Annotated in this window: 17 protein-coding genes; 7 read left to right on the forward strand and 10 right to left on the reverse strand. The window is 71.5% G+C overall.

Annotated features, from left to right (window positions below; translation table 11 throughout):
- The first annotated feature begins 19 nt into the window (after positions 1-19).
- Positions 20-1,219, forward strand: a complete 1,200-nt coding sequence (locus ABT367_RS22785; protein WP_352254917.1) for an epoxide hydrolase family protein — start codon at positions 20-22, stop codon at positions 1,217-1,219.
- On the opposite strand, the gene ABT367_RS22790 is transcribed toward ABT367_RS22785, so the two are convergent.
- Together ABT367_RS22790 and ABT367_RS22795 are read right to left on the reverse strand one after the other, a co-directional pair.
- Positions 1,216-2,115 carry a hypothetical protein gene (locus ABT367_RS22790; protein ID WP_352254918.1) on the reverse strand — a complete coding sequence of 300 codons (900 nt, stop codon included), beginning with the start codon at positions 2,113-2,115 and terminating at the stop codon, positions 1,216-1,218. The two genes, ABT367_RS22785 and ABT367_RS22790, sit on opposite strands and share 4 nt — an antisense overlap.
- On the reverse strand, positions 2,112-3,407 hold the full coding sequence (locus ABT367_RS22795; RefSeq protein WP_352254919.1) for a glycosyltransferase family 4 protein: 1,296 nt from the start codon (positions 3,405-3,407) through the stop codon (positions 2,112-2,114). Before ABT367_RS22795 ends, ABT367_RS22790 begins: the two co-directional genes overlap by 4 nt.
- Before the next feature lie 232 nt (positions 3,408-3,639).
- On the opposite strand from ABT367_RS22795, the gene ABT367_RS22800 reads away from it, so the two are divergent.
- Positions 3,640-4,509 carry an FkbM family methyltransferase gene (locus ABT367_RS22800; RefSeq protein ID WP_352254920.1) on the forward strand — a complete coding sequence of 290 codons (870 nt, stop codon included), beginning with the start codon at positions 3,640-3,642 and terminating at the stop codon, positions 4,507-4,509.
- 16 nt (positions 4,510-4,525) lie between these two features.
- Here the strand turns inward: ABT367_RS22800 and ABT367_RS22805 are convergent, their stop codons facing one another.
- The gene (locus ABT367_RS22805) at positions 4,526-5,824 is read right to left on the reverse strand and encodes an ABC transporter substrate-binding protein (protein ID WP_352254921.1); all 1,299 of its coding nucleotides are present in this window, start codon (positions 5,822-5,824) and stop codon (positions 4,526-4,528) included.
- Positions 5,825-5,828: 4 nt separating this feature from the next.
- Positions 5,829-6,413, reverse strand: coding sequence for a hypothetical protein (locus ABT367_RS22810; RefSeq protein ID WP_352254922.1), 585 nt, complete (start codon positions 6,411-6,413; stop codon positions 5,829-5,831).
- A 178-nt stretch (positions 6,414-6,591) separates the two neighbouring features.
- Here ABT367_RS22810 and ABT367_RS22815 point away from each other — a divergent pair, with 178 nt between their 5' ends.
- From ABT367_RS22815 to ABT367_RS22825, 3 genes are all read left to right on the forward strand, one after another.
- Positions 6,592-7,071, forward strand: coding sequence for a hypothetical protein (locus tag ABT367_RS22815; protein WP_352254923.1), 480 nt, complete (start codon positions 6,592-6,594; stop codon positions 7,069-7,071).
- Positions 7,072-7,074: 3 nt separating this feature from the next.
- Positions 7,075-9,915, forward strand: a complete 2,841-nt coding sequence (locus tag ABT367_RS22820) for a branched-chain amino acid ABC transporter permease/ATP-binding protein (RefSeq protein WP_352254924.1) — start codon at positions 7,075-7,077, stop codon at positions 9,913-9,915.
- A gap of 145 nt (positions 9,916-10,060) precedes the next feature.
- Positions 10,061-10,735, forward strand: coding sequence for an ATP-binding cassette domain-containing protein (locus ABT367_RS22825; RefSeq protein WP_352254925.1), 675 nt, complete (start codon positions 10,061-10,063; stop codon positions 10,733-10,735).
- Positions 10,736-10,771: 36 nt separating this feature from the next.
- Here ABT367_RS22825 and ABT367_RS22830 read toward each other — a convergent pair whose 3' ends face one another.
- The 3 genes from ABT367_RS22830 to ABT367_RS22840 form a co-directional block, all read right to left on the reverse strand.
- Complete coding sequence (locus ABT367_RS22830) at positions 10,772-11,242, reverse strand: hypothetical protein (RefSeq protein ID WP_352254926.1); 471 nt, start codon at positions 11,240-11,242, stop codon at positions 10,772-10,774.
- 76 nt (positions 11,243-11,318) lie between these two features.
- Positions 11,319-11,924 carry a transglycosylase family protein gene (locus tag ABT367_RS22835; RefSeq protein ID WP_352254927.1) on the reverse strand — a complete coding sequence of 202 codons (606 nt, stop codon included), beginning with the start codon at positions 11,922-11,924 and terminating at the stop codon, positions 11,319-11,321.
- 101 nt (positions 11,925-12,025) lie between these two features.
- Entirely contained in the window at positions 12,026-12,676 is a 651-nt protein-coding gene (locus tag ABT367_RS22840; RefSeq protein WP_352254928.1) for a transglycosylase family protein, read from the reverse strand.
- 552 nt (positions 12,677-13,228) lie between these two features.
- On the opposite strand from ABT367_RS22840, the gene ABT367_RS22845 reads away from it, so the two are divergent.
- Entirely contained in the window at positions 13,229-13,999 is a 771-nt protein-coding gene (locus ABT367_RS22845) for a hypothetical protein (protein ID WP_352254929.1), read from the forward strand.
- Positions 14,000-14,145: 146 nt separating this feature from the next.
- Entirely contained in the window at positions 14,146-14,412 is a 267-nt protein-coding gene (locus tag ABT367_RS22850; RefSeq protein WP_352254930.1) for a hypothetical protein, read from the forward strand.
- A 120-nt stretch (positions 14,413-14,532) separates the two neighbouring features.
- On the opposite strand, the gene der is transcribed toward ABT367_RS22850, so the two are convergent.
- The 3 genes from der to cmk all read right to left on the reverse strand — a co-directional run bounded on the left by der (position 14,533) and on the right by cmk (position 17,451).
- On the reverse strand, positions 14,533-16,014 hold the full coding sequence (gene der, locus ABT367_RS22855; RefSeq protein WP_352254934.1) for a ribosome biogenesis GTPase Der: 1,482 nt from the start codon (positions 16,012-16,014) through the stop codon (positions 14,533-14,535).
- 109 nt (positions 16,015-16,123) lie between these two features.
- Entirely contained in the window at positions 16,124-16,711 is a 588-nt protein-coding gene (locus ABT367_RS22860; protein WP_434975514.1) for a lysophospholipid acyltransferase family protein, read from the reverse strand.
- 56 nt (positions 16,712-16,767) lie between these two features.
- The gene (gene cmk, locus ABT367_RS22865; protein ID WP_352254932.1) at positions 16,768-17,451 is read right to left on the reverse strand and encodes a (d)CMP kinase; all 684 of its coding nucleotides are present in this window, start codon (positions 17,449-17,451) and stop codon (positions 16,768-16,770) included.
- Positions 17,452-17,761: the final 310 nt, after the last annotated feature.

The following is a 17,761-nucleotide window of genomic DNA, read 5'->3' on the forward strand; positions in this document are numbered from 1 at the left end:
CGCCACTACGTTGTGGGGCATGGCGGAGAACACTGCACCCTCGAAGATCGAACCCTTCCGGATCGAGATACCTCAGGCGCAGCTCGACGACCTGCGCACCCGGCTCGAAGCGACCCGCTGGCCCGACGAACTCCCGGGCACCGAGTGGGAGTACGGCGCGTCGCTGACCTATCTGAAGTCGCTGGCCGAGTACTGGCGCACCGGCTACGACTGGCGCAAGCACGAGGCCCGGATCAATGAACTCCCGCAGTTCACCACGGAGATCGACGGCGCCAACGTGCACTTCCTGCACGTCCGTTCACCCGAGCCGGACGCGCTGCCGCTGATCCTCACGCACGGCTGGCCGGGCTCGATCGTCGAGTTCCTCGAACTCGTCGGCCCGCTCAGCGACCCGCGTGCCCACGGCGGCGATCCGGCGGACGCCTTCCATGTGGTGGTCCCCTCGATCCCCGGCTTCGGCTTCTCCGGGCCGACCCGCGACAAGGGCTGGAACGCCACCCGCGTCGCCAAGGCCTGGCACGAGCTGATGCGGCGCCTGGGATACGAGCGGTACGGCGCCCAGGGCGGCGACCTCGGCGCGATCATCTCGCCGACGCTCGGGCGGATCGAGCCCGAGGCGGTGATCGGGATCCATGTGAACGCCGCGTCGGTGGGGTTCATCCCGCTCGGCCCGGTGTCGGACGAGTTCAAGGCGCAGCTCAGTGAGAAGGAGCTGAAGCGCCTCGACAAGATCAACTGGTTTATGAGCGAGGGCTTCGGCTACAACAAGCTGCAGTCCACGCGCCCGCAGACCCTCGCGTACAGCCTGAACGACTCCCCGGTCGGACAACTCGCCTGGATCATGGAGAAGTTCAAGGAGTGGACCCATCCCTCCGCCGAAGTGCCCGAGGACGCGGTCGACCGGGACACGCTCCTGACCAACGTGATGTTCTACTGGCTGACCGGCACAGGCGGCTCGGCGGCACGGATCTACTACGAGAACACCCACACGCTCGACTGGTTCCCCAGCGCATCGTCCACGGTGCCCACCGGGGTCGCCAACTTCTTCGAGGACGCGGCGATCCGCCGGTGGGCCGAGGAACTCAACACCATCACGCACTGGAACGAGTACGAACAGGGCGGGCACTTCGCCGCCCTCGAGGCTCCGCAGCAGCTCCTCGGCGACGTACGGGAGTTCTTCCGGGCGCTGCGCCGGCCGCCGACCGGTTCGGCGCGCTAGCCCGCCTCACTCTCGTCGGCCAGAGCGGTCACCTTGACCGACAGATCGTTGTCGACGGTGTAGTACGGCTCGGCGTCGACCGGGCCGTACTCCCCCGTCACCCGCAGTGCCGGATAGGTGAAGACGGGCTTCTTGTCGGCGACATCGTCGAGCAGGCGCCCGACCCGCACCCGCGGCCCCCGCGCACCCGAGGGCCGCAGCCGCAGGTCCCAAAGCCCGGCCTTGAGCGCTTGATACGGGACGGTGGCGGTGAACTCGTCGCCGTCCACCACCACTTCGGCCCGCCGGGACGGCTCGTCGCTGCCGCGCAGGTCCGCCTCCAGGTACGCCCCGTCGTCGAACCCGGCGCCGAAGAGCCGTCCCTTGAAGGTGAGCCGGTCCTCGCCTATGTACAGCTCGCCGGCCTCGGCGTGCGGAGAGCGCTGCCAGGCGCGCACCGCGAGATGGCCGTCCTTCGTGGGGTACGGGATCCGCACCCGGAGGCGTTCCTCCCCCTTGCCGGGCACGCGGCCGAGCAGGGCGCGCAGATCGTTCATGCCCGGCAGCATCCGGACCGGAGCGTCCTCGTCGAGCACCAGATACGCGTCCCAACGCCCTTCCCGCAGCTCCGTGCCGACCGGCAGCTCCGCCCGCAGCCGGCCCGGGGACGTCTCGGCGAACGGCAGCCGCACCTCCTGTGTGGTCCGGCCGCGCCGCAGCTGGAGCAGCAGGACGGCCTGTCCGCCCGCGGCTCCGGACAGGCCGAGCTCGAAGCCGAGCCCGCCGTCCGCGTCGGCCACGCAGTGGGCACGCGGCCCGGTGCTGCGCTCGGACTCGGTCAGTGCCGATGTACTGGTGCTGCTGGTGCTGCTGGTGCTGCTGGTGCTGCTGGTGCTGCTGGTGCTGCTGGTGCTCATACGGTCCTCGCCTTCACGACGGCCGCACGCATGCCGTTCTTCTGCACGTAGCCCAGGCCCTGGCGCGCCGCGCCGGCCACGTTCCTGACCGCGTACGCCCCGCCGACCAGTGAGCCGCGGGCCCGGTGGGCGCCGGAGCGGAACCGGCTGCGGCGGGCGACCAGTTCGGTCAGGAGCCGGTCGTAGCGCTCCCCGATCGTCGCCGGGTCGTAGCGGTGCGCACGCTCGCGGGCCGCACGGCCCATGGCGGCACGCTTCTCGTCGTCGTTGATCAGGCCGAGCAGCGCGGCGCCCATGGCCTCGGCGTCCCCGTTGGGTACCAGCTGCCCGTCCACTCCGGGCGTGATGATCTCGCCCGGCCCGTGGGGGCAGTCGGTGGCGACCACCGGCAGGCCCGCGCGCATCGCCTCGACGATGGTCATGCCGAACGGTTCGAAACTGGAGGAGACCGCGGCCATCGCCCCCTTCGTCCACTCGGGCTCCAGCGGGCTGACGGGCCCCATCAGGAAGACGTGGTTGTACAGGCCGAGCTGTCCGATCAGCTCGCGCAGGCCGGCCCGCTCCACCCCGCCGCCGTAGATCCGCAGCTTCCAGTCCGGCCGCTCCGCGACCACGTGCGCGAAGGCGCGTATGAGCAGGTCGTACCGCTTCATCCGGGTCAGCCGTCCGGCCGCGACCACCCACTTGCCCCGCCCGTCCGCGGGTTCGAGGCCGGGGTCCGGCACCGAGTTGGGCACGGATTCCACCCGTACGCCGGGCAGCCACAGCTTGCGGTAGTCGCGGGCGTCCTTCTCGGTCACCGTGATCAGTGCGTCGAGGCGCGGATACAGGGCGCGCAGCTCGCGGCGGAGCCTGGGCGAGTGCGTGGAGTAGGTCAGATGCTCCTGCCCGAGCAGGACCGGGCCGCGGCGGGTCTGCCGGACGAGATGGGTGTTGAGTCCGGGCCGGGTGCCGATGACCACGTCCGCGTCGGTCCGCGCGAGATGGTCGCCGATCCGCCGGTCGGTCAGCCGGCTGTAGCGTTCGTACGCGCCGTCGTGGCGGGCGAAACAGCGGGACGGCAGCTTGTGTTCAGGGTCGTCGCCCTCGTAGGTCGCCTCCTGCCTGCGCAGGTCGACGAGGTAGCGCACGGGCACCTTCCCGTCCGGCGCGAGCAGCGGACTCGCCCGGTTACGGAAGACCGAGACCACCTCGACCTCATGCTGCTCGGCGAGCTGCTCGGCGAGGTTGAACGTGGTCCTGATCGTTCCCCCGATGCCGTATGCACTGTTGATCAGGAAAGAGATCCGCATGCGTCCCCAAGTTCCCCGTTTTCCCGCGGACATATGGAGTTCCCCTCCCCGGTGTCCGCCTGACATCTGGTGTGACGTCCGAACGCGTGTACAGGTTGGGTTCCGGTAGGAGCTCGTGCTCCAACCGTTTGATCTCTGTGACCCGGAACGGGGAACTCCCCACCTCTCGTCCCGTTTTCCCCCTCGCGCACGTCCCTTCCTCCCACACCCAGGGCTCTGCCAGGGTGGATGCATGGCGACGACGGTTTTCAGACGACTGCTCGAAGCACTGCCGCGGCTCGGTGTCCATGTACTCGATCTGGAGCCCGGAGCCGCCGTGATCTCCCGGCGCGGCAGGTGGCAGCACGCGAAGTTCGGCGGCAGCGGCTCCCATCTGCTGGTGCGCGGCGATCAGGACGTGGCCGACGAGCGGGAGTTCCAGCTCGCGGCGGCCCAGTACCTGTGCCACCACCATGTGGCCGGAATCCTCGAGCGGTACGGCGTGAACTGCGTCTTCGACGTCGGCGCCAACCGCGGGCAGTACGCGAAGCGTTTGCGCCGCTCCGGCTACAAGGGGCGGATCGTCTCGTTCGAGCCGGTACCGCTCACCTTCGAGACGCTGCGCGAGGCCGCGAAGAACGACCCCGACTGGCAGGTCCACCCCTGCGCCCTCGGCTCCGCGGAAGGCACCAGCACCATCCACGTCGACTGGAACACCATGAACTCGCTGCTGCCGCCCAGCGATTACGGACGCGGCCGCTACAAGCGTTTCAAGAAGGGCGGCACCGAGGAGATCACCGTCCGCCGTCTCGACGGCGTGATCGACGAGGCGCTCGACGGGATCGCCGACCCGCGCCCGTATCTGAAGATGGATACGCAGGGGTTCGACCTGCAGGTCTTCGAGGGCGGCGGGAAGCGGATCGACGAGTTCGTCGGGCTTCAGTCGGAGGTCGCACCGCTGAGGCTGTACGAGGGCAGCCCCGCCATGGCCGAGTCGATCGCCGCGTACGAGGCCCGGGGTTTCGGGATCACCGGGATGTATCCGGTGACGCGGGAGCCGGCGACGGGGCGTGTGGTCGAGTTCGACTGTGTGATGGTGCGGGCGGAGGCGTCCACCTCCTGAAGCCCCGGGGGACCTCCTACTGTTCGTACGGGAGTTGGGGCACCTCGAAGCAGTTCTCGTTCATGTCGCCGCCCTCGGTCACCCAGCCCTCGGCGTCCTGCCAGCGGGCGACCGACAGACAGGTCCGGCGGGTCCTCGGCGGCTCGGGCCGCTGCTCGAAGACCACCGGGACCAGCAGCCCGCGCGCGTCATAGGGCTCACCGCGCCGCATGAACGCGTCCACGCACTCCCGGGTGACGCCCTCCTCCTGTCCGGCGCAGGACTTGGCGGCGTCCGCGAACCACATGGCCGCCGCCCAGCCTTCGAGCTGCCACTGCGACAGCCGGCGGTCCGAGCCCTTCATCGCGTCACGGAACTCCTTCGCGGCCCCGCTGCCGGGGTCCTGGTAGTTGCGGCTCGATCCGGTCACCCACAGGGCGTTGCGGCAGCGCGGTGCGTCCGCGTAGTCCTCGAGGACGCCCGAGTTCCAGTTCTGGGCGTTCGTGACCTTCGCGGTGACCTTCGCGCCGACCTGGTCCATGGCCTTGCAGAGCTGCGCGTTGCCATGGGAGTCGATCGCGTCGAAGACCAGATCGGCGCCCTGCTCCTTCAGATCGGCCGCGACCGCGCGGAAGTTGGGCAGCGACAGATCGACCTGCTCGGTGACGACCTTGTAGCCCTCGGCCCTGAGACCGCGCGTGATCAGCTGGGCGTAGCCCGCCGACGCGGCCTGGTTGTACGAGATCACGGCGGCGGTACGGGCACCGTGCTCGCGCTTGAAGTAGCGGTAGACCTCGGTGCCGCCGTACTGCTTGCCGTCCCAGCCCGCCTTGCCGCCCTTGCGCGGGGCGAGCGAGCCGTAGATCGAGTAGAGATGCGGATACGTGTCGTACGCGGGCCCGATCGGCTGCCCGCCGATGTCCGGGACGCCTGCCTCGGACACCTGTGGGGCGCCCGCGTAGTCGAGCGTGGTCGTCGCGACGAGGGCGACGACCTTCTGCTCGTCCACAAGCTTGCGTACGCACTCGTTGTTGCCCACACCGCTGCCGCCGTCGTCGCAGGTGTGCACCTCCACCTTGCGGCCGCCGATCCCACCTTGGGAGTTGAGGCGCTCGAAGTACGCCCGCGCCCCGTCCCGCGGCCCGGTGAACGCCTCGCCGCCCACCGGGCTCGTCTCGCTCGCGATGATCCCGACCTTCAGGGGCGAGGTGTCCGCCGGCTGCTCGGGCCCCGTGGGCCGGTCCGTGAACTCGCTCTCCGGCAGCCGGCTGCCGCAGCCGACGGCGACCAGGGCGAGCAGCGCCGCGGACACGGCTCCGTACGACCGCGCTCGCATCCGCTCAACAGCCGGGCATCGGCGAGGTGCTGCCGCTCATCGCGAGCAGGCCGCAGAGCGTCTTGACCGAGACCTTCCAGGTGCCGTCCTGCTCCACCACGGCCCCTGAGGCGCCCGGCAGCACGACCGCGCCGTTGAGGGACAGGTCGTAGGTGACCTTGCCCTCGGTGGGCGAGGTGAACTCGACCTTCTTGACCTCGGCCGAGGTCTGGCCTCCGCGTTCGTCACCGCTGAAGGCCTTCAGGACGGGCCGCATCTCGGTGCCGTTCTCCAGGACCTTCTCCTTCTCCGCCATCGACACCTTGGGGTCGAAGAACTTCGCGAAGTTGGTCTTGATCTCCTTCTCGGCCGCCGCCGGATCCTCCGGCTGACCGCCGCCGCCTTCTTCCTCCGACGGCGAGGCGCTCGTCGGATCCGCGGGTGCGCTGGTCGTCTTGTCCTTGGTCGGGGTGGGCGGCGGATCGTCGCTGCCCCCTCCGCCGTCGTCACCGCAGGCCGTCACGGCCGGGCCGATGACCAGGACCACTGCCGCGACGAGCGCGGCGCAACGTGTCCTGGAACGCGTGTGGGGGCTGCTCCCGAGGACCATCAGGCTCACCACCGGGTGTCGGACCGGGCACAGCCCGGTGCTTTCAGGGTCAGCTTCAAGAAGGCATAGTGCAAGCGATCGGCTGACAAGAACAGACAGCCGACTGACTAGACATCAGCAAAGACGCGACACCGGCACAGACGCACCCACACATGAGTTGGATCCCGAGGGGGACCGGATGCGGACTGCTCGACTGCGGACAGTGCACCCCTTGCTGTGGACGGGCCTCGCCGCCGCGGCGCTCGGCGCGGTGCTCTGCGTGATCGGCTGGTACGGGGTCTCGGGCGAGCGTTTCGCCGAACGCCAGGTGCCCTATCTCGCCTCCTGCACCCTGCCGGGCGCCGCGCTCATCGTGGCGGGCGCGGTGCTCGTGGCCCAGGCGCGCAGTGTCGCGGCCGCGGCACGGATGGACGAGCTGTACGCCCTTCTCGTACGGGAGGAGGAGCCGCAGCCGGTCGCCGTGCGGCCGGCCGCGACCAGCGGCGATCTGCTGCTCGTGCCCGGCGGCACGCTCTACCACCGCGCCGACTGCCCGCTCGTCGCGGGCAAACCGCAGGCCGTGCCGGCCGATGCGCATGCGCCGGCCGACGAGGGGCTGGACCCGTGCCCGATCTGCGAACCCGGATCCGAGGCCGCCGAGGCCGGTCCGGAGTCCTGAGCGGTGAACTCGCTGACGTGGGACCTCACTCTGGCCGGCCTCGCCGTCGGCAGCGCGGCAGCCCTGACCGGCATCGGGCTGATCGTCACCTACCGGGCGACCGGAGTGCTCAACTTCGCGCACGGCGCGGTCGCGATGGTGTGCGCGTATCTGCTGCGGCAGTTCACCGTGGAGTGGGGCTGGCCGCTCTGGCTGGGCGCCACCGTCACGCTGCTCGTGGTGGCGCCGGGCATCGGGCTGCTCCTGGAGCGTGCGGTGTTCCGGCCGCTCGCGGTGCTCGGCGGCGATCCGGTGCAGACGCTGGTCGCGTCGATCGGGGTGTTCGTACTCCTGGTCGGCGGGGCGGCGCTCGTCTGGGGACAGGGCGCGCACGCGGACGCCCCGCAGGTGCTCGGCGACGAACCGTGGGGTCAGCTCGCGATCGTGCTGGCGCTCGCGGCCGGTGTGTGGGCGGTGACGCGCTGGACCTGGTTCGGCGGTGAGCTGCGCGCGGTGGTCGACAACCGTCCGCTGGCCGTGCTCGGCGGGATCGACGCGGACCGGGTGGCTTCGGTGGGCTGGGCCTTCGGTTCGTTCACCGCGGGTCTGACCGGGGTGCTGCTCGCCTCCCAGGTGCGCCTCGACCCCTACGGGCTGACCCTCCTGGTCATGCAGGTGATCGCGGTCGCGGTGGGCGCGGGCATGCACAGTCTGCCGATCGCGGTGGCGGTGGCGCTCGGGATCGGCGTGGTCCAGGCCCAGTTGACCCGGCTGCATCCGTCGGGCTGGGGCGAGCCGCTGCTGCAGGCGGTGGGAGCGAACCTGTTCGTGGTGGCGCTCCTGGTGTCCGCGCTGGTGCTCCCCGGGATCGGCGGACGCGACGCCCTGCCGCGTACCGCGACGGCCCGTATCCGTACACCGGCCGGTGTGTGGGTCGTAGCGGGCGTGCTCTTCCTGCTGCCGCTGGGTTTCGCGGGCTCCGACCTCCATACGGCGATCCAGGTGCCGGCGCTGGCCGTCGTCCTCCTCTCGCTGGTGGTCGTCACGGGGCGCGGCGGACAGATCTCGCTGGGGCAGGCGGCGTACGCGGGTCTGGGTGCCCTGTTCACGGCGCTGCTCACGGCGGGCCGCTTCCCCGGCCTTCCGCAGCTGCCGACGCTGGCGGCGCTCGGGGTCGCGGTCCTGCTCGTGGCGCCGCTCGGCCTGCTGACCGGCTGGCCGGCGATCAGCAGGCACGGGCTGGCCCTCGCGCTCGCCACCCTCGCGGTGGGGATGGGCGTGAGCCGTTTCGTCTTCGACCAGCCGTACGCCACATCGGGTCTCGGCATCGGCCGGCCCGCGGGCTTCGGCGGCGACCGCGCGTACTACGTCCTCGAACTCGCCCTCCTGGCCGGCGCGTTGCTCTGCGTGTCGCTGCTCCGCCGCGGCCGCACGGGGCGCGCCCTTGCCGCCCTGCGCGACCATCAGGCGGGGGCGTCGGCGTCGGGTGTGCCCGTACCTCTCATGAAGGTGGGCGCGTTCGTCGCGGGCGCCGCGCTCGCCGCGCTCGGCGGCGGCATGCTCGGCATGGGCCTGCGCGCCTTCGACCCGGCGGCCTTCGACCCGGTGCGCGGCCTCCTGTGGTTCGCGGCGGTCGTGGTGCTCGGCGCGGACTCCCTCATCGGCGCGCTGGGCGCGGCGGCGCTTCTGGTGGGTCTGGACGCGGGCACGCGCGGCGGGGTGGCGGCGGCGCTGATCGGAGTCCTCGCGGTACTGATCGGCCGCTTCCCCGGGGGCCCTTACGAAGCGGTACGGGCCGTCGCCGGACGGTTCCACGGAACGGACCGCGCGCTGCGGCTCAGCCCCCGGGGCGAGGCGGTACGGGCACGGATCGCGGCTCAGGCGGTACGGCGGGAGGCTTTGGCCGTACGAGGGGAGGCCGTGGCTGTCGGCGAGAGGGCCGCGGGGACGGACTCATCCGGCCCAGCGGCGCCGATTCCCGACGGCCAGCCGCCGCCTGGCGCCGCGTCCGGTCCTGAGGAATCCGAGCCGTTCCCCGGCATTCACGTACCGCGCACCCCCGCGCCCGGCCGTGAGGGAGACAAGGCAGCGGACCGCAACGTGCCGCCTCGGCACCGGAGTTCAGGCCTCGCGGCGCCCGGCCCCTCCCCCGCGTCCCCCGCTCCCGGCACCCTGTCCGCCCACGGACTCACCGTCGCGTACGACGACTTCCGCGCGCTCGACGACGTCGGCCTGGAGCTTCCGCCCGGCCGGATCACCGCTGTCGTCGGGCCCAACGGCGCGGGCAAGAGCACCCTGTTCCACTGCCTCGCCGGTACCGTGCGGCCGGCCGCGGGCCGCGTCGAGTTCGCCGGGCGTGACATCACGCGCCTGGCCGCACACGCCCGTACCCGGCTCGGCATCGCCCGCACCTTCCAGCAGCTCGCCGTCTTCCCCTCGCTCACTGTCGAGGAGAACGTGCGCGTCGGCGCCGAACAGGGCCGCGTACGCGACCCGGCCGCGGTCGACCGCACCCTGCGCCTGCTCGGCCTCGACGGCCCCGTGCGCCGGCATCCCGCCGCCGATCTGCCGACCGGCACCCTGCGCCGCGTGGAACTCGGCCGGGCGCTCGCCGGCGCACCCCACGTCCTGCTCCTGGACGAACCGGCGGCGGGCCTCGACACCGCCGAGGTCGACACGCTCTCGCGGATCCTGCGGGCCCTCGCGGCGGAAGGCACCGCGCTGCTGATCGTCGAGCACGACCTGGACCTGGTGGCCCATCTCGCCGACACGGTGCACGTCCTGAGCGCGGGCCGCATGGTCGCATCGGGGCCGGCGGGCCAGGTCCTCGACGCGGTGGCGCGTACGGGCGGTGAGCACGGATGATCGGGACCAGGTCCGAGCGTTCGCTGACCGATGCGCCGACGAGTCGGGCGGCCCACGCTCCCGGACGCATCGGCGATGCGGCCCACGCCCCGGCACGCATCGCCCATACGCCCCCCGGCGCCGTGCGCATCGGCGGAGGCCACTCATGACCGCCGAGATCGAGCTCCGCCGGGCGCGCGTGCGCTACGGCCCACTGGAGGCCCTGCACGGCGTCGACCTGGCCGCCGCCCACCCAGGGGCCACCGTGCTCCTGGGACGCAACGGATCGGGGCGTACGACGGTGCTGCGGGCCCTGGCCGGCACCGTGGCCCTCTCCGAGGGGCAGGTGCTGTGGCGCGGACGGGACGTCACGCGCGTCCCCGCGCATGAGCGCGCCGCGCACGGCATCCGCTTCGTGCCCGACCGGCAGGCCGTGTTCGGCTCACTCACTGTGCGGCAGAACCTCGAACTGGCCACCCGGCACGAGGACTTCACCGCCGCCTTCGACGCGTATCCGGAACTGCGGCCGCTGCTCGGACGCCGCGCCGCGACCCTCTCGGGCGGCGAGCAGCGCATGCTCGCGCTCGCCGGGGCCCTGCTCGCCCACCCGCGCGTCCTGCTCCTGGACGAACCGGCCCAGGGCATGTCCCCGTCGGTCGCGGCCCGTACGTACGAACTGCTCGGAGCCCTGGACGCCACGGTCGTCACATCCGAACAACGCCTCCCACCCTCCCTGCGCGCCCACACCGTCCTCGTCCACGAACTACGTCGCGGCTCCGTGGCGTTCAGCGGCGAAGCCGCGGAGTGGGCGGCGGCGGAACGGCGCCAGCCGGAGGGCTGAGCCGCAGGACCGCGGAGCGCACGGCGCGCAACGGCCTCAGCCGACAGCGCAGCGCGCGCGCTCCGGGTCGGGGCAGGAGACCTTCAGCTCATCGTCGCGCAGCCGCCACACCGGCGGCCGGTCGGCCGACGGCGCCGACACCACGCGCACGCTCTGCGCACCGACGGGCCGTTCGACCTCGAACCCGGCCGAGACCAGGACTGCGGCGATCGCCTCGGTCATCGCCGTGGCGACAGAGCCCCAGTGCCGAAGGGCCGGATCGTCGGCGCGAAGCTCACGGGCGGCGCGCAGGGCACATTCGGCCAAACGGTGGCCGGTGACCCAGCCCACGGAGACGCCGCCCGCACAGTCCGCGGCATAGTCCACCTCGGCGTCGGCTCCCGCGGCCACGATGTGCCGCATCCCCGGCGCGAGCACCGGCAGGCCCGCCGCGGCCGGCTCCTCCCGGACGCGCAAGGCCGGCTCGTCCAAGGCCGCCGCTTCTTCGGCACCGACGCGTCCAGTCACGCGCTCAACCCAGCGCGCCCACCGTGGACCCCACCGAACTCAGAGCAAGCGCGCCCACCGTGGGCCCCCACCGAACTCAGAGCACCCGCCGAGCCCCCTTCCCGTCCGGGATCAGGAGCATCGTGCCCGTGTTGAGGCGGTCCGGGTAGCGGCCGATCATCTGGCGGTTGGCCTGGTACAGCGCGTACCAGCCGCCCTTGACCTTGTAGCGGCGGGCGATCGAGGACAGGGTCTCGCCGGACTTCACGGTGTGGATCCGGCCGTCGAGCCGGTAGCGCTCCGAGCACACCGGCCAGGCGTCCCAGCCCTGTTTGCGCAGCACCTCCTCGGCCACCTTGATCTGCTCCTCGCGCGTGGCCAGATCGGCTCGCGGAGCGAACGCGAGCCCGCCGTGCTCCTCCCAGGTCGGCTGCCAGAACTGCAGCCCGCCGTAGTACTGGTTGCCGGTGTTGGCGCTCCAGCGGCCGCTGCTCTCGCACTCGGCCAGACAGTTCCACGGCCACTTCTTCGCCGCGCAGTCGTACGGCACTTCGAAGACGTACGAGCGATGCGTGGAAGCGGGACCGGACGCGGGTGGCGGCGAGGGCTCGGCGCGTGGCCCCGGCAGGGCGTGCGCACCGGTCGGCAGGAGCGGGAGCAGGAGGGCCAGGAGGCTCAGGGTCCACAAGTGACGCTTCGGCATGCGTCACGCTAAGCAGCGACGCGGCGGGGATCCGGAGTGCCGCGCCCCGGCACCGGGCAGCCCCACCCGGTCGGACGACCAGGCGGGGCTGCCCGCTCCTGTCAGGGAAGGTCCAGTTTCTGTCCGGGCAGGATCAGATCCGGATCGCCCCCGATCACTGCTTTGTTGGCGTCGAAGATCTTCTTCCAGTACGTGCCGTGCGCCGCGGCGATGGTGCTCAGGGTGTCGCCGCTCTTGACGGTGTAATCCCGTGAACCACCCCGTGACGCATGGCTCTTCGCACGCTCGGGCGCCTTGGACGCCTTGGACTCCGCCTTCTTGGGCGCCGCATCCTTGGGTGCCGTCCGGGACTTGGACGGCGCGTTCACCGCAGGTGCGCTGCCGTAGGCTCCGGCCCGCTTCGAGCAGGTGGGCCATGCGCCCCAGCCCTGCCCCTTCTGCACCTTGGTGGCGACGGCTATCTGCTGCGCCTTGCTCGCTTTGTCGGCCGTGGAGGCGTATGCCCCTCCGCCGTAGGCGCGCCAGGTCGAGGCGGAGAACTGGAGCCCGCCGTAGTAGCCGTTGCCGGTGTTGATGTGCCAGTTGCCGCCGCTCTCGCACTTGGCGATGCGGTCCCAGACTCCACTGTCGGCAGCCGCGGCCTGACCGCTTGCCGCGAACAGGCCCAGCGGGGCGGCCAGAGCGGCCCCGGCGAGCACTGCCGTCGTCCGACTGCGCTTGGGACGTGAGGAGATGGCGTACTTGGCTAACACAGAGATCCCTCTCGCAGGACCCGGGCTCCCCCTGGACGCCGCCGCGCCGGCGTATCCGACGCCGGTGAGCGGTCGCGTCCCGTCCGCCGACGCGTGGTGCAAGAGCTGGCTTGGTGCTGCCGGCGGACGTACCCGAGCGGTGCTCGATGCACACGGCGGTGGAATCTAGGCACGCAGGCGCCCGATATCAACCAAATCCTTGTCATTCCAGGCCAGTTGGCCATTACCCGGAGTAGCGGCGATTTCCAGCCACCCACTAGAAACCTTGATTTCCGCATTTGTCCGTCGGCGACTCCGGCGATCTGTGACTCAGCTCACCGGTTCAACTTCCTTGTATGCAGCAGCGGTTGACGCGGAGTGAGCGGTTCCGGCGAAGGCTTCACCGTGTGCTGAGGATGGTGCGATTCCGTTCGCTCGGCTGCGTGACTTGCGCCACGGTTCCCCCGTTGTGCTCTTCATGAGCCTTCGGGCTTTTCGGGGGGTCCGGAGCGACCGGTCCCCCGTGCCGGGAGCCTCCCGGCACCGCGACGCACCGACTTCCGAGGAGCACCCGTGCAGCGCATGCTCGACGTCAGCGACGACGTACGCGCCGAGATCGGCGACGATGAGGCCGACCGTCTGCTCACCGGCGAGAACTCCCCGGGCAGCTATGACTGCACGTCCTGCCGCACCCCGGGCGACAGCCAGCAGGAGCGCACCAGCACCGTGCTGTTCGTCGGCGAGGAGACCGCCGTCCTCGCCTTCGCGCACGCCACCTGTCTGCCCTCGCAGGTGGTCCAGGTTCCCGAGGAGCAGCTCCAGGGCGCCGTCCAGTCGATCACCGGCGGCGAGCCGGCCGCACCGGAGGAGCCCGAGCAGGCCGTGCTCGGTGTGACCAGCGGACTCGTACTCCTCGAGGGCGAGCTGCACCCCGCGCTCGTCGTCGAGCCCACCGGGCCGATCGCCCGCCCCGGCGCCACGAGCGGGGGCGACGACTTCCTGCCGCTCCTGATCGAGCAGGGCTTCATGCCCGTCAGCCAGGTCAAGGACGTCCCCGCCGCCCTGAACGGCTGGTCGGTGCTGCTCGCGATGGGTCAGCTGCACGCGGTGCTCCAGCCGGGCGAGAGCGGCGGCCAGGCGGCCTGGTGGCAGGCACACCAGCCGCTCCATGTCACCGAGGGCTGGCGAGCGGCCGCCAACAAGACCAACAAGGTTCTGGTGTTCGCAGCCCCCGTGGGCTCCATCGGGCGCCAGCCCCGCGAGGACCTGCTGCGCGACGCCCTGGACAAGGCCGCGGCCAACGGCAAGCTCGTCACGGCGTGCATGCCGCTGGCCGGGACCTGATGCCCGCTGAGCCCAGCGTGAGCCGGCCCGCACCGCCGGCGCTGCTCGGTCCGAGGTCGATGCGTCCCGTCCCGCATCCCAACCGCCGTGGGGTCGTTGGCACCTACGTGCAGCCTTACGACCCCTCCCGCCACCCCATCCCCGGTATGCGACCCTCCGGGGAGACTCCCCCGAGTCACTCCGAGACCCCGATCTACGACGAGCTCTATGCGGAGTGGCGCAGGTCGTTCAAGGCGCTTCCGGGGGACCGCGTCGGCGAAGACGACCTGGGTTTCACGGCGTTCGGCAACATGCCCCCGAGCCCGGGCCGGCACCCGCGCCACGAGCCGCCCCCGCCGACCTGGCAGCACCTGTCGCACCGCCCGGGCGGCTTCCCGGCCGCGCTGCCGCCGGGGCCGCGCCGGGAGCGCTGAGCTGCTCCCGTACGCGTCGTCCGGGGGCCCCTGTACGACGCGTACGCCCCTTCCGTACGACACACGAAGGCCCACCCGGCAGACGCCTGGTGGGCCTTCGTACGTCCAAAGGAGCGGCCGTTACTTCTTCTTGCTGCGCTTCTCGCGCACCCGGACCGAGATGTGGATCGGCGTGCCCTCGAAGCCGAACTCCTCGCGCAGCCGGCGCTCGATGAAGCGGCGGTAACCCGCCTCGATGAAGCCGGAGGCGAAGAGCACGAAGCGCGGCGGCTTGGTGCCCGCCTGCGTGCCGAAGAGGATGCGGGGCTGCTTGCCGCCGCGCACGGGGTGCGGGTGGGCGGCGACCAGCTCGCCGAGGAAGGAGTTGAGGCGGCCGGTCGGCACGCGGGTCTCCCAGCCCTCGATGGCCGTCTCGATCGCCGGCACCAGCTTCTCCATGTGGCGGCCGGTACGCGCCGAGACGTTCACGCGCGGGGCCCAGGCGACCTGGCCGAGCTCGGTCTCGATCTCGCGCTCGAGGTAGTAGCGGCGCTCCTCGTCGAGGGTGTCCCACTTGTTGTACGCCATGACGATCGCGCGTCCGGCCTCCACCGCCATCGTGACGATGCGCTGGTCCTGGACGCTGATCGAGTCGGCGGCGTCGATGAGGATCACGGCGACCTCGGCCTTCTCGACCGCGGCGGCGGTACGGAGCGAGGCGTAGTAGTCGGCTCCGGACTGCAGGTGGACCTTCTTGCGGATGCCCGCGGTGTCGATGAACTTCCAGGTGACACCGCCGAGGTTGATCAGCTCGTCGACCGGGTCACGCGTGGTGCCGGCCATCTCGTTGACGACGACGCGGTCCTCCTTCGCCACCTTGTTCAGGAGCGAGGACTTGCCCACGTTCGGACGGCCGATCAGGGCGATACGGCGCGGGCCGCCGACACCGGGGCCGCCGAAGAGCTGCTGGGGCGCGTCGGGCAGCGCCTCGAGGACAGCGTCGAGCATGTCGCCCGTACCGCGGCCGTGCAGCGAGGAGACCGGGTGCGGTTCGCCGATGCCGAGGGACCACAGGGCCAGCGCGTCGGCTTCGCCGCTCGGGCCGTCGACCTTGTTGGCGCAGAGCACGACGGGCTTCTTGGCCTTGCGGAGCAGCTTGACGACGGCCGCGTCGGTGTCGGTGACGCCGACGGTGGCGTCCACGACGAAGATCACGGCGTCGGCGGCCTCGATGGCGTACTCGGCCTGGGCGGCGACGGAGGCGTCGATGCCGAGGACGTCCTGCTCCCAGCCGCCCGTGTCGACGAGCTTGAAGCGGCGTCCGGCCCACTCGGCCTCGTACGTGACGCGGTCGCGGGTGACGCCCGGCTTGTCCTCGACGACGGCCTCGCGGCGGCCGATGACGCGGTTCACCAGGGTCGACTTGCCGACATTGGGGCGACCGACGACGGCGACCACGGGGAGCGGGCCGTGCCCGGCCTCCTCGATCGCGCCTTCGACCTCCTCGATGTCGAAGCCCTCTTCCGCGGCGAGCTCCATGAACTCCGCGTACTCCGCCTCGCCGAGCGCGCCGTGGTCGTGCTCGTGCTCGTGCGCGCCCTCTGCGGGGATCTGGTCGTTCATGAAGTCCGTACCTCTGTCATCGGTCATCGATGGACCACGCAGGCGCGCGGGCCACTACTCACCGCGTTCCCACCCGGTGCCGGGTGCGACGCGGTGCTTCAAGTCTTACTCAGCGCCCCGTGAGGCGCCTGGCGTTTTCCAGGTGGCCGGTCAGCCGCTCCTGGATGCGCAGGGTCGCCTCGTCGAGGGCCTTGCGCGTGCGCCGTCCGCTGCCGTCTCCCGCGTCGAAGGGGTCACCGAAGACCACGTCGATACGGCTGCGGAGCGCCGGCAGCCCCTTTATCAACCGTCCGGGACGGTCTGTGCTTCCCAGTACGGCCACCGGGACGATCGGAGCCCCGCTGCGGACCGCGAAATACGCGAGCCCGGCGCGCAGGGAGGCGAAGTCGCCGTCGCCCCGGGTGCCCTCGGGGAAGATCCCGAGGACGCCGCCCGCGGTCAGGACGTCCAGCGCCCTGGTGATCGCCGTCCGGTCGGCGGTCGAGCGGTCCACCTTGAGCTGGCCGATCCCGGTGAGGAACGGATCCAGCGGCCCGATGAACGCTTCCTTCTTGATCAGGAAGTGCGTGGGCCGCGGCGCCGTACCCATCACCATGGGGCCGTCGACGTTGTGCGAGTGGTTCACGGCGAGTATCGCCGGGCCGCTCGCGGGCACCCTCCAGGCGCCCAGGACCCGCGGCTTCCACAGGCCGTACATCAGCCCGACACCGATCTTGCGGCCTACCTCCGCACCCCGCTCGGAGGCGGTCTCGCTCACTTCGCGGCCCGCTTCTCCTCGACCAGGGTGACCACGCACTCGATGACCTGCTGCAGCGTGAGGTCGCTGGTGTCGACCTCGACGGCGTCGTCCGCCTTGGCGAGCGGGGAGGTCTTGCGGCCGGAGTCGGCCGCGTCCCTCTTGAGCAGTGCCTCACGGGTGGCGTTGACGTCCGCGCCCTTGAGCTCGCCGCTGCGGCGGGCCGCGCGGGCCTCGGGCGAGGCGGTCAGGAAGACCTTGAGATCGGCGTCCGGCAGCACGGTGGTGCCGATGTCGCGGCCCTCGACCACGATGCCCTTCTCGGCGGCCGCGGCGATGGAGCGCTGCAGTTCGGTGATCCGGGTGCGCACCTCGGGCACCGCGCTGACCGCGCTGACCTTGGAGGTCACTTCCTGCGTACGGATCGGACCGGCCACATCCGTGCCGTCGACCGTGATGGTCGGGGCGGACGGGTCGGTGCCCGAGACGATCTCCGGCTTGTCCGCGGCCGCGGCGATGGCGGCCGGGTCCGTGATGTCGATGCCGTTGTGCACCATCCACCAGGTGATCGCCCGGTACTGGGCGCCGGTGTCCAGGTAGCTCAGGCCCAGCTGGGCGGCGACGGCCTTCGACGTGCTCGACTTGCCCGTGCCGGAAGGTCCGTCGATGGCAACGATCACTGCGGTGGCGGTGGTGTCCACGGGGCTTGGAGCGCCTTTCGTCGGGCGGGTCGTGAGTGCGGTACGGCGCAAGGGCCTGTCGGGAGTTTCCCGTCGTCGCCCGAAGGGCGGCCGTGCGGCGTCCGGTGCGTGCGATCGCAAGGCGCCGGAGTGCCCTCGTGGCGGAGCCACGTGGGCGGTCCGGCAACGCCGCGAGCGCGCGTGCCGGGCGTCGCACGGCAGACGGGAAACTCCCGACAGGCCCTTAGAACGCCGCCCACAAGGTTACTGGCTCCCACCACGCCGCCCGACCGCCCCACTGCCGCAGGGTCCGCGGCACCGGCCGCGCCCC

It is taken from the genome of Streptomyces mesophilus (genome assembly GCF_040300965.1).
GTDB classification, from domain to species: domain Bacteria; phylum Actinomycetota; class Actinomycetes; order Streptomycetales; family Streptomycetaceae; genus Streptomyces; species Streptomyces mesophilus_A.

What these genes read in the sequence shown, in the direction of transcription:
- ABT367_RS22790 (WP_352254918.1), bottom strand. Translation starts at nt 2,115, where the DNA reads ATGAGCACCAGCAGCACCAGCAGCACCAGCAGCACCAGCAGCACCAGC.
- ABT367_RS22795 (WP_352254919.1), bottom strand. Translation starts at nt 3,407, where the DNA reads ATGCGGATCTCTTTCCTGATCAACAGTGCATACGGCATCGGGGGAACG.
- ABT367_RS22810 (WP_352254922.1), bottom strand. Translation starts at nt 6,413, where the DNA reads ATGGTCCTCGGGAGCAGCCCCCACACGCGTTCCAGGACACGTTGCGCC.
- ABT367_RS22805 (WP_352254921.1), bottom strand. Translation starts at nt 5,824, where the DNA reads ATGCGAGCGCGGTCGTACGGAGCCGTGTCCGCGGCGCTGCTCGCCCTG.
- ABT367_RS22860 (WP_434975514.1), bottom strand. Translation starts at nt 16,711, where the DNA reads ATGTACGGCCTGTGGAAGCCGCGGGTCCTGGGCGCCTGGAGGGTGCCC.
- ABT367_RS22850 (WP_352254930.1), top strand. Translation starts at nt 14,146, where the DNA reads ATGCGACCCTCCGGGGAGACTCCCCCGAGTCACTCCGAGACCCCGATC.
- ABT367_RS22800 (WP_352254920.1), top strand. Translation starts at nt 3,640, where the DNA reads ATGGCGACGACGGTTTTCAGACGACTGCTCGAAGCACTGCCGCGGCTC.
- der (WP_352254934.1), bottom strand. Translation starts at nt 16,014, where the DNA reads ATGAACGACCAGATCCCCGCAGAGGGCGCGCACGAGCACGAGCACGAC.
- ABT367_RS22785 (WP_352254917.1), top strand. Translation starts at nt 20, where the DNA reads ATGGCGGAGAACACTGCACCCTCGAAGATCGAACCCTTCCGGATCGAG.
- ABT367_RS22835 (WP_352254927.1), bottom strand. Translation starts at nt 11,924, where the DNA reads ATGCCGAAGCGTCACTTGTGGACCCTGAGCCTCCTGGCCCTCCTGCTC.
- ABT367_RS22825 (WP_352254925.1), top strand. Translation starts at nt 10,061, where the DNA reads ATGACCGCCGAGATCGAGCTCCGCCGGGCGCGCGTGCGCTACGGCCCA.
- ABT367_RS22815 (WP_352254923.1), top strand. Translation starts at nt 6,592, where the DNA reads ATGCGGACTGCTCGACTGCGGACAGTGCACCCCTTGCTGTGGACGGGC.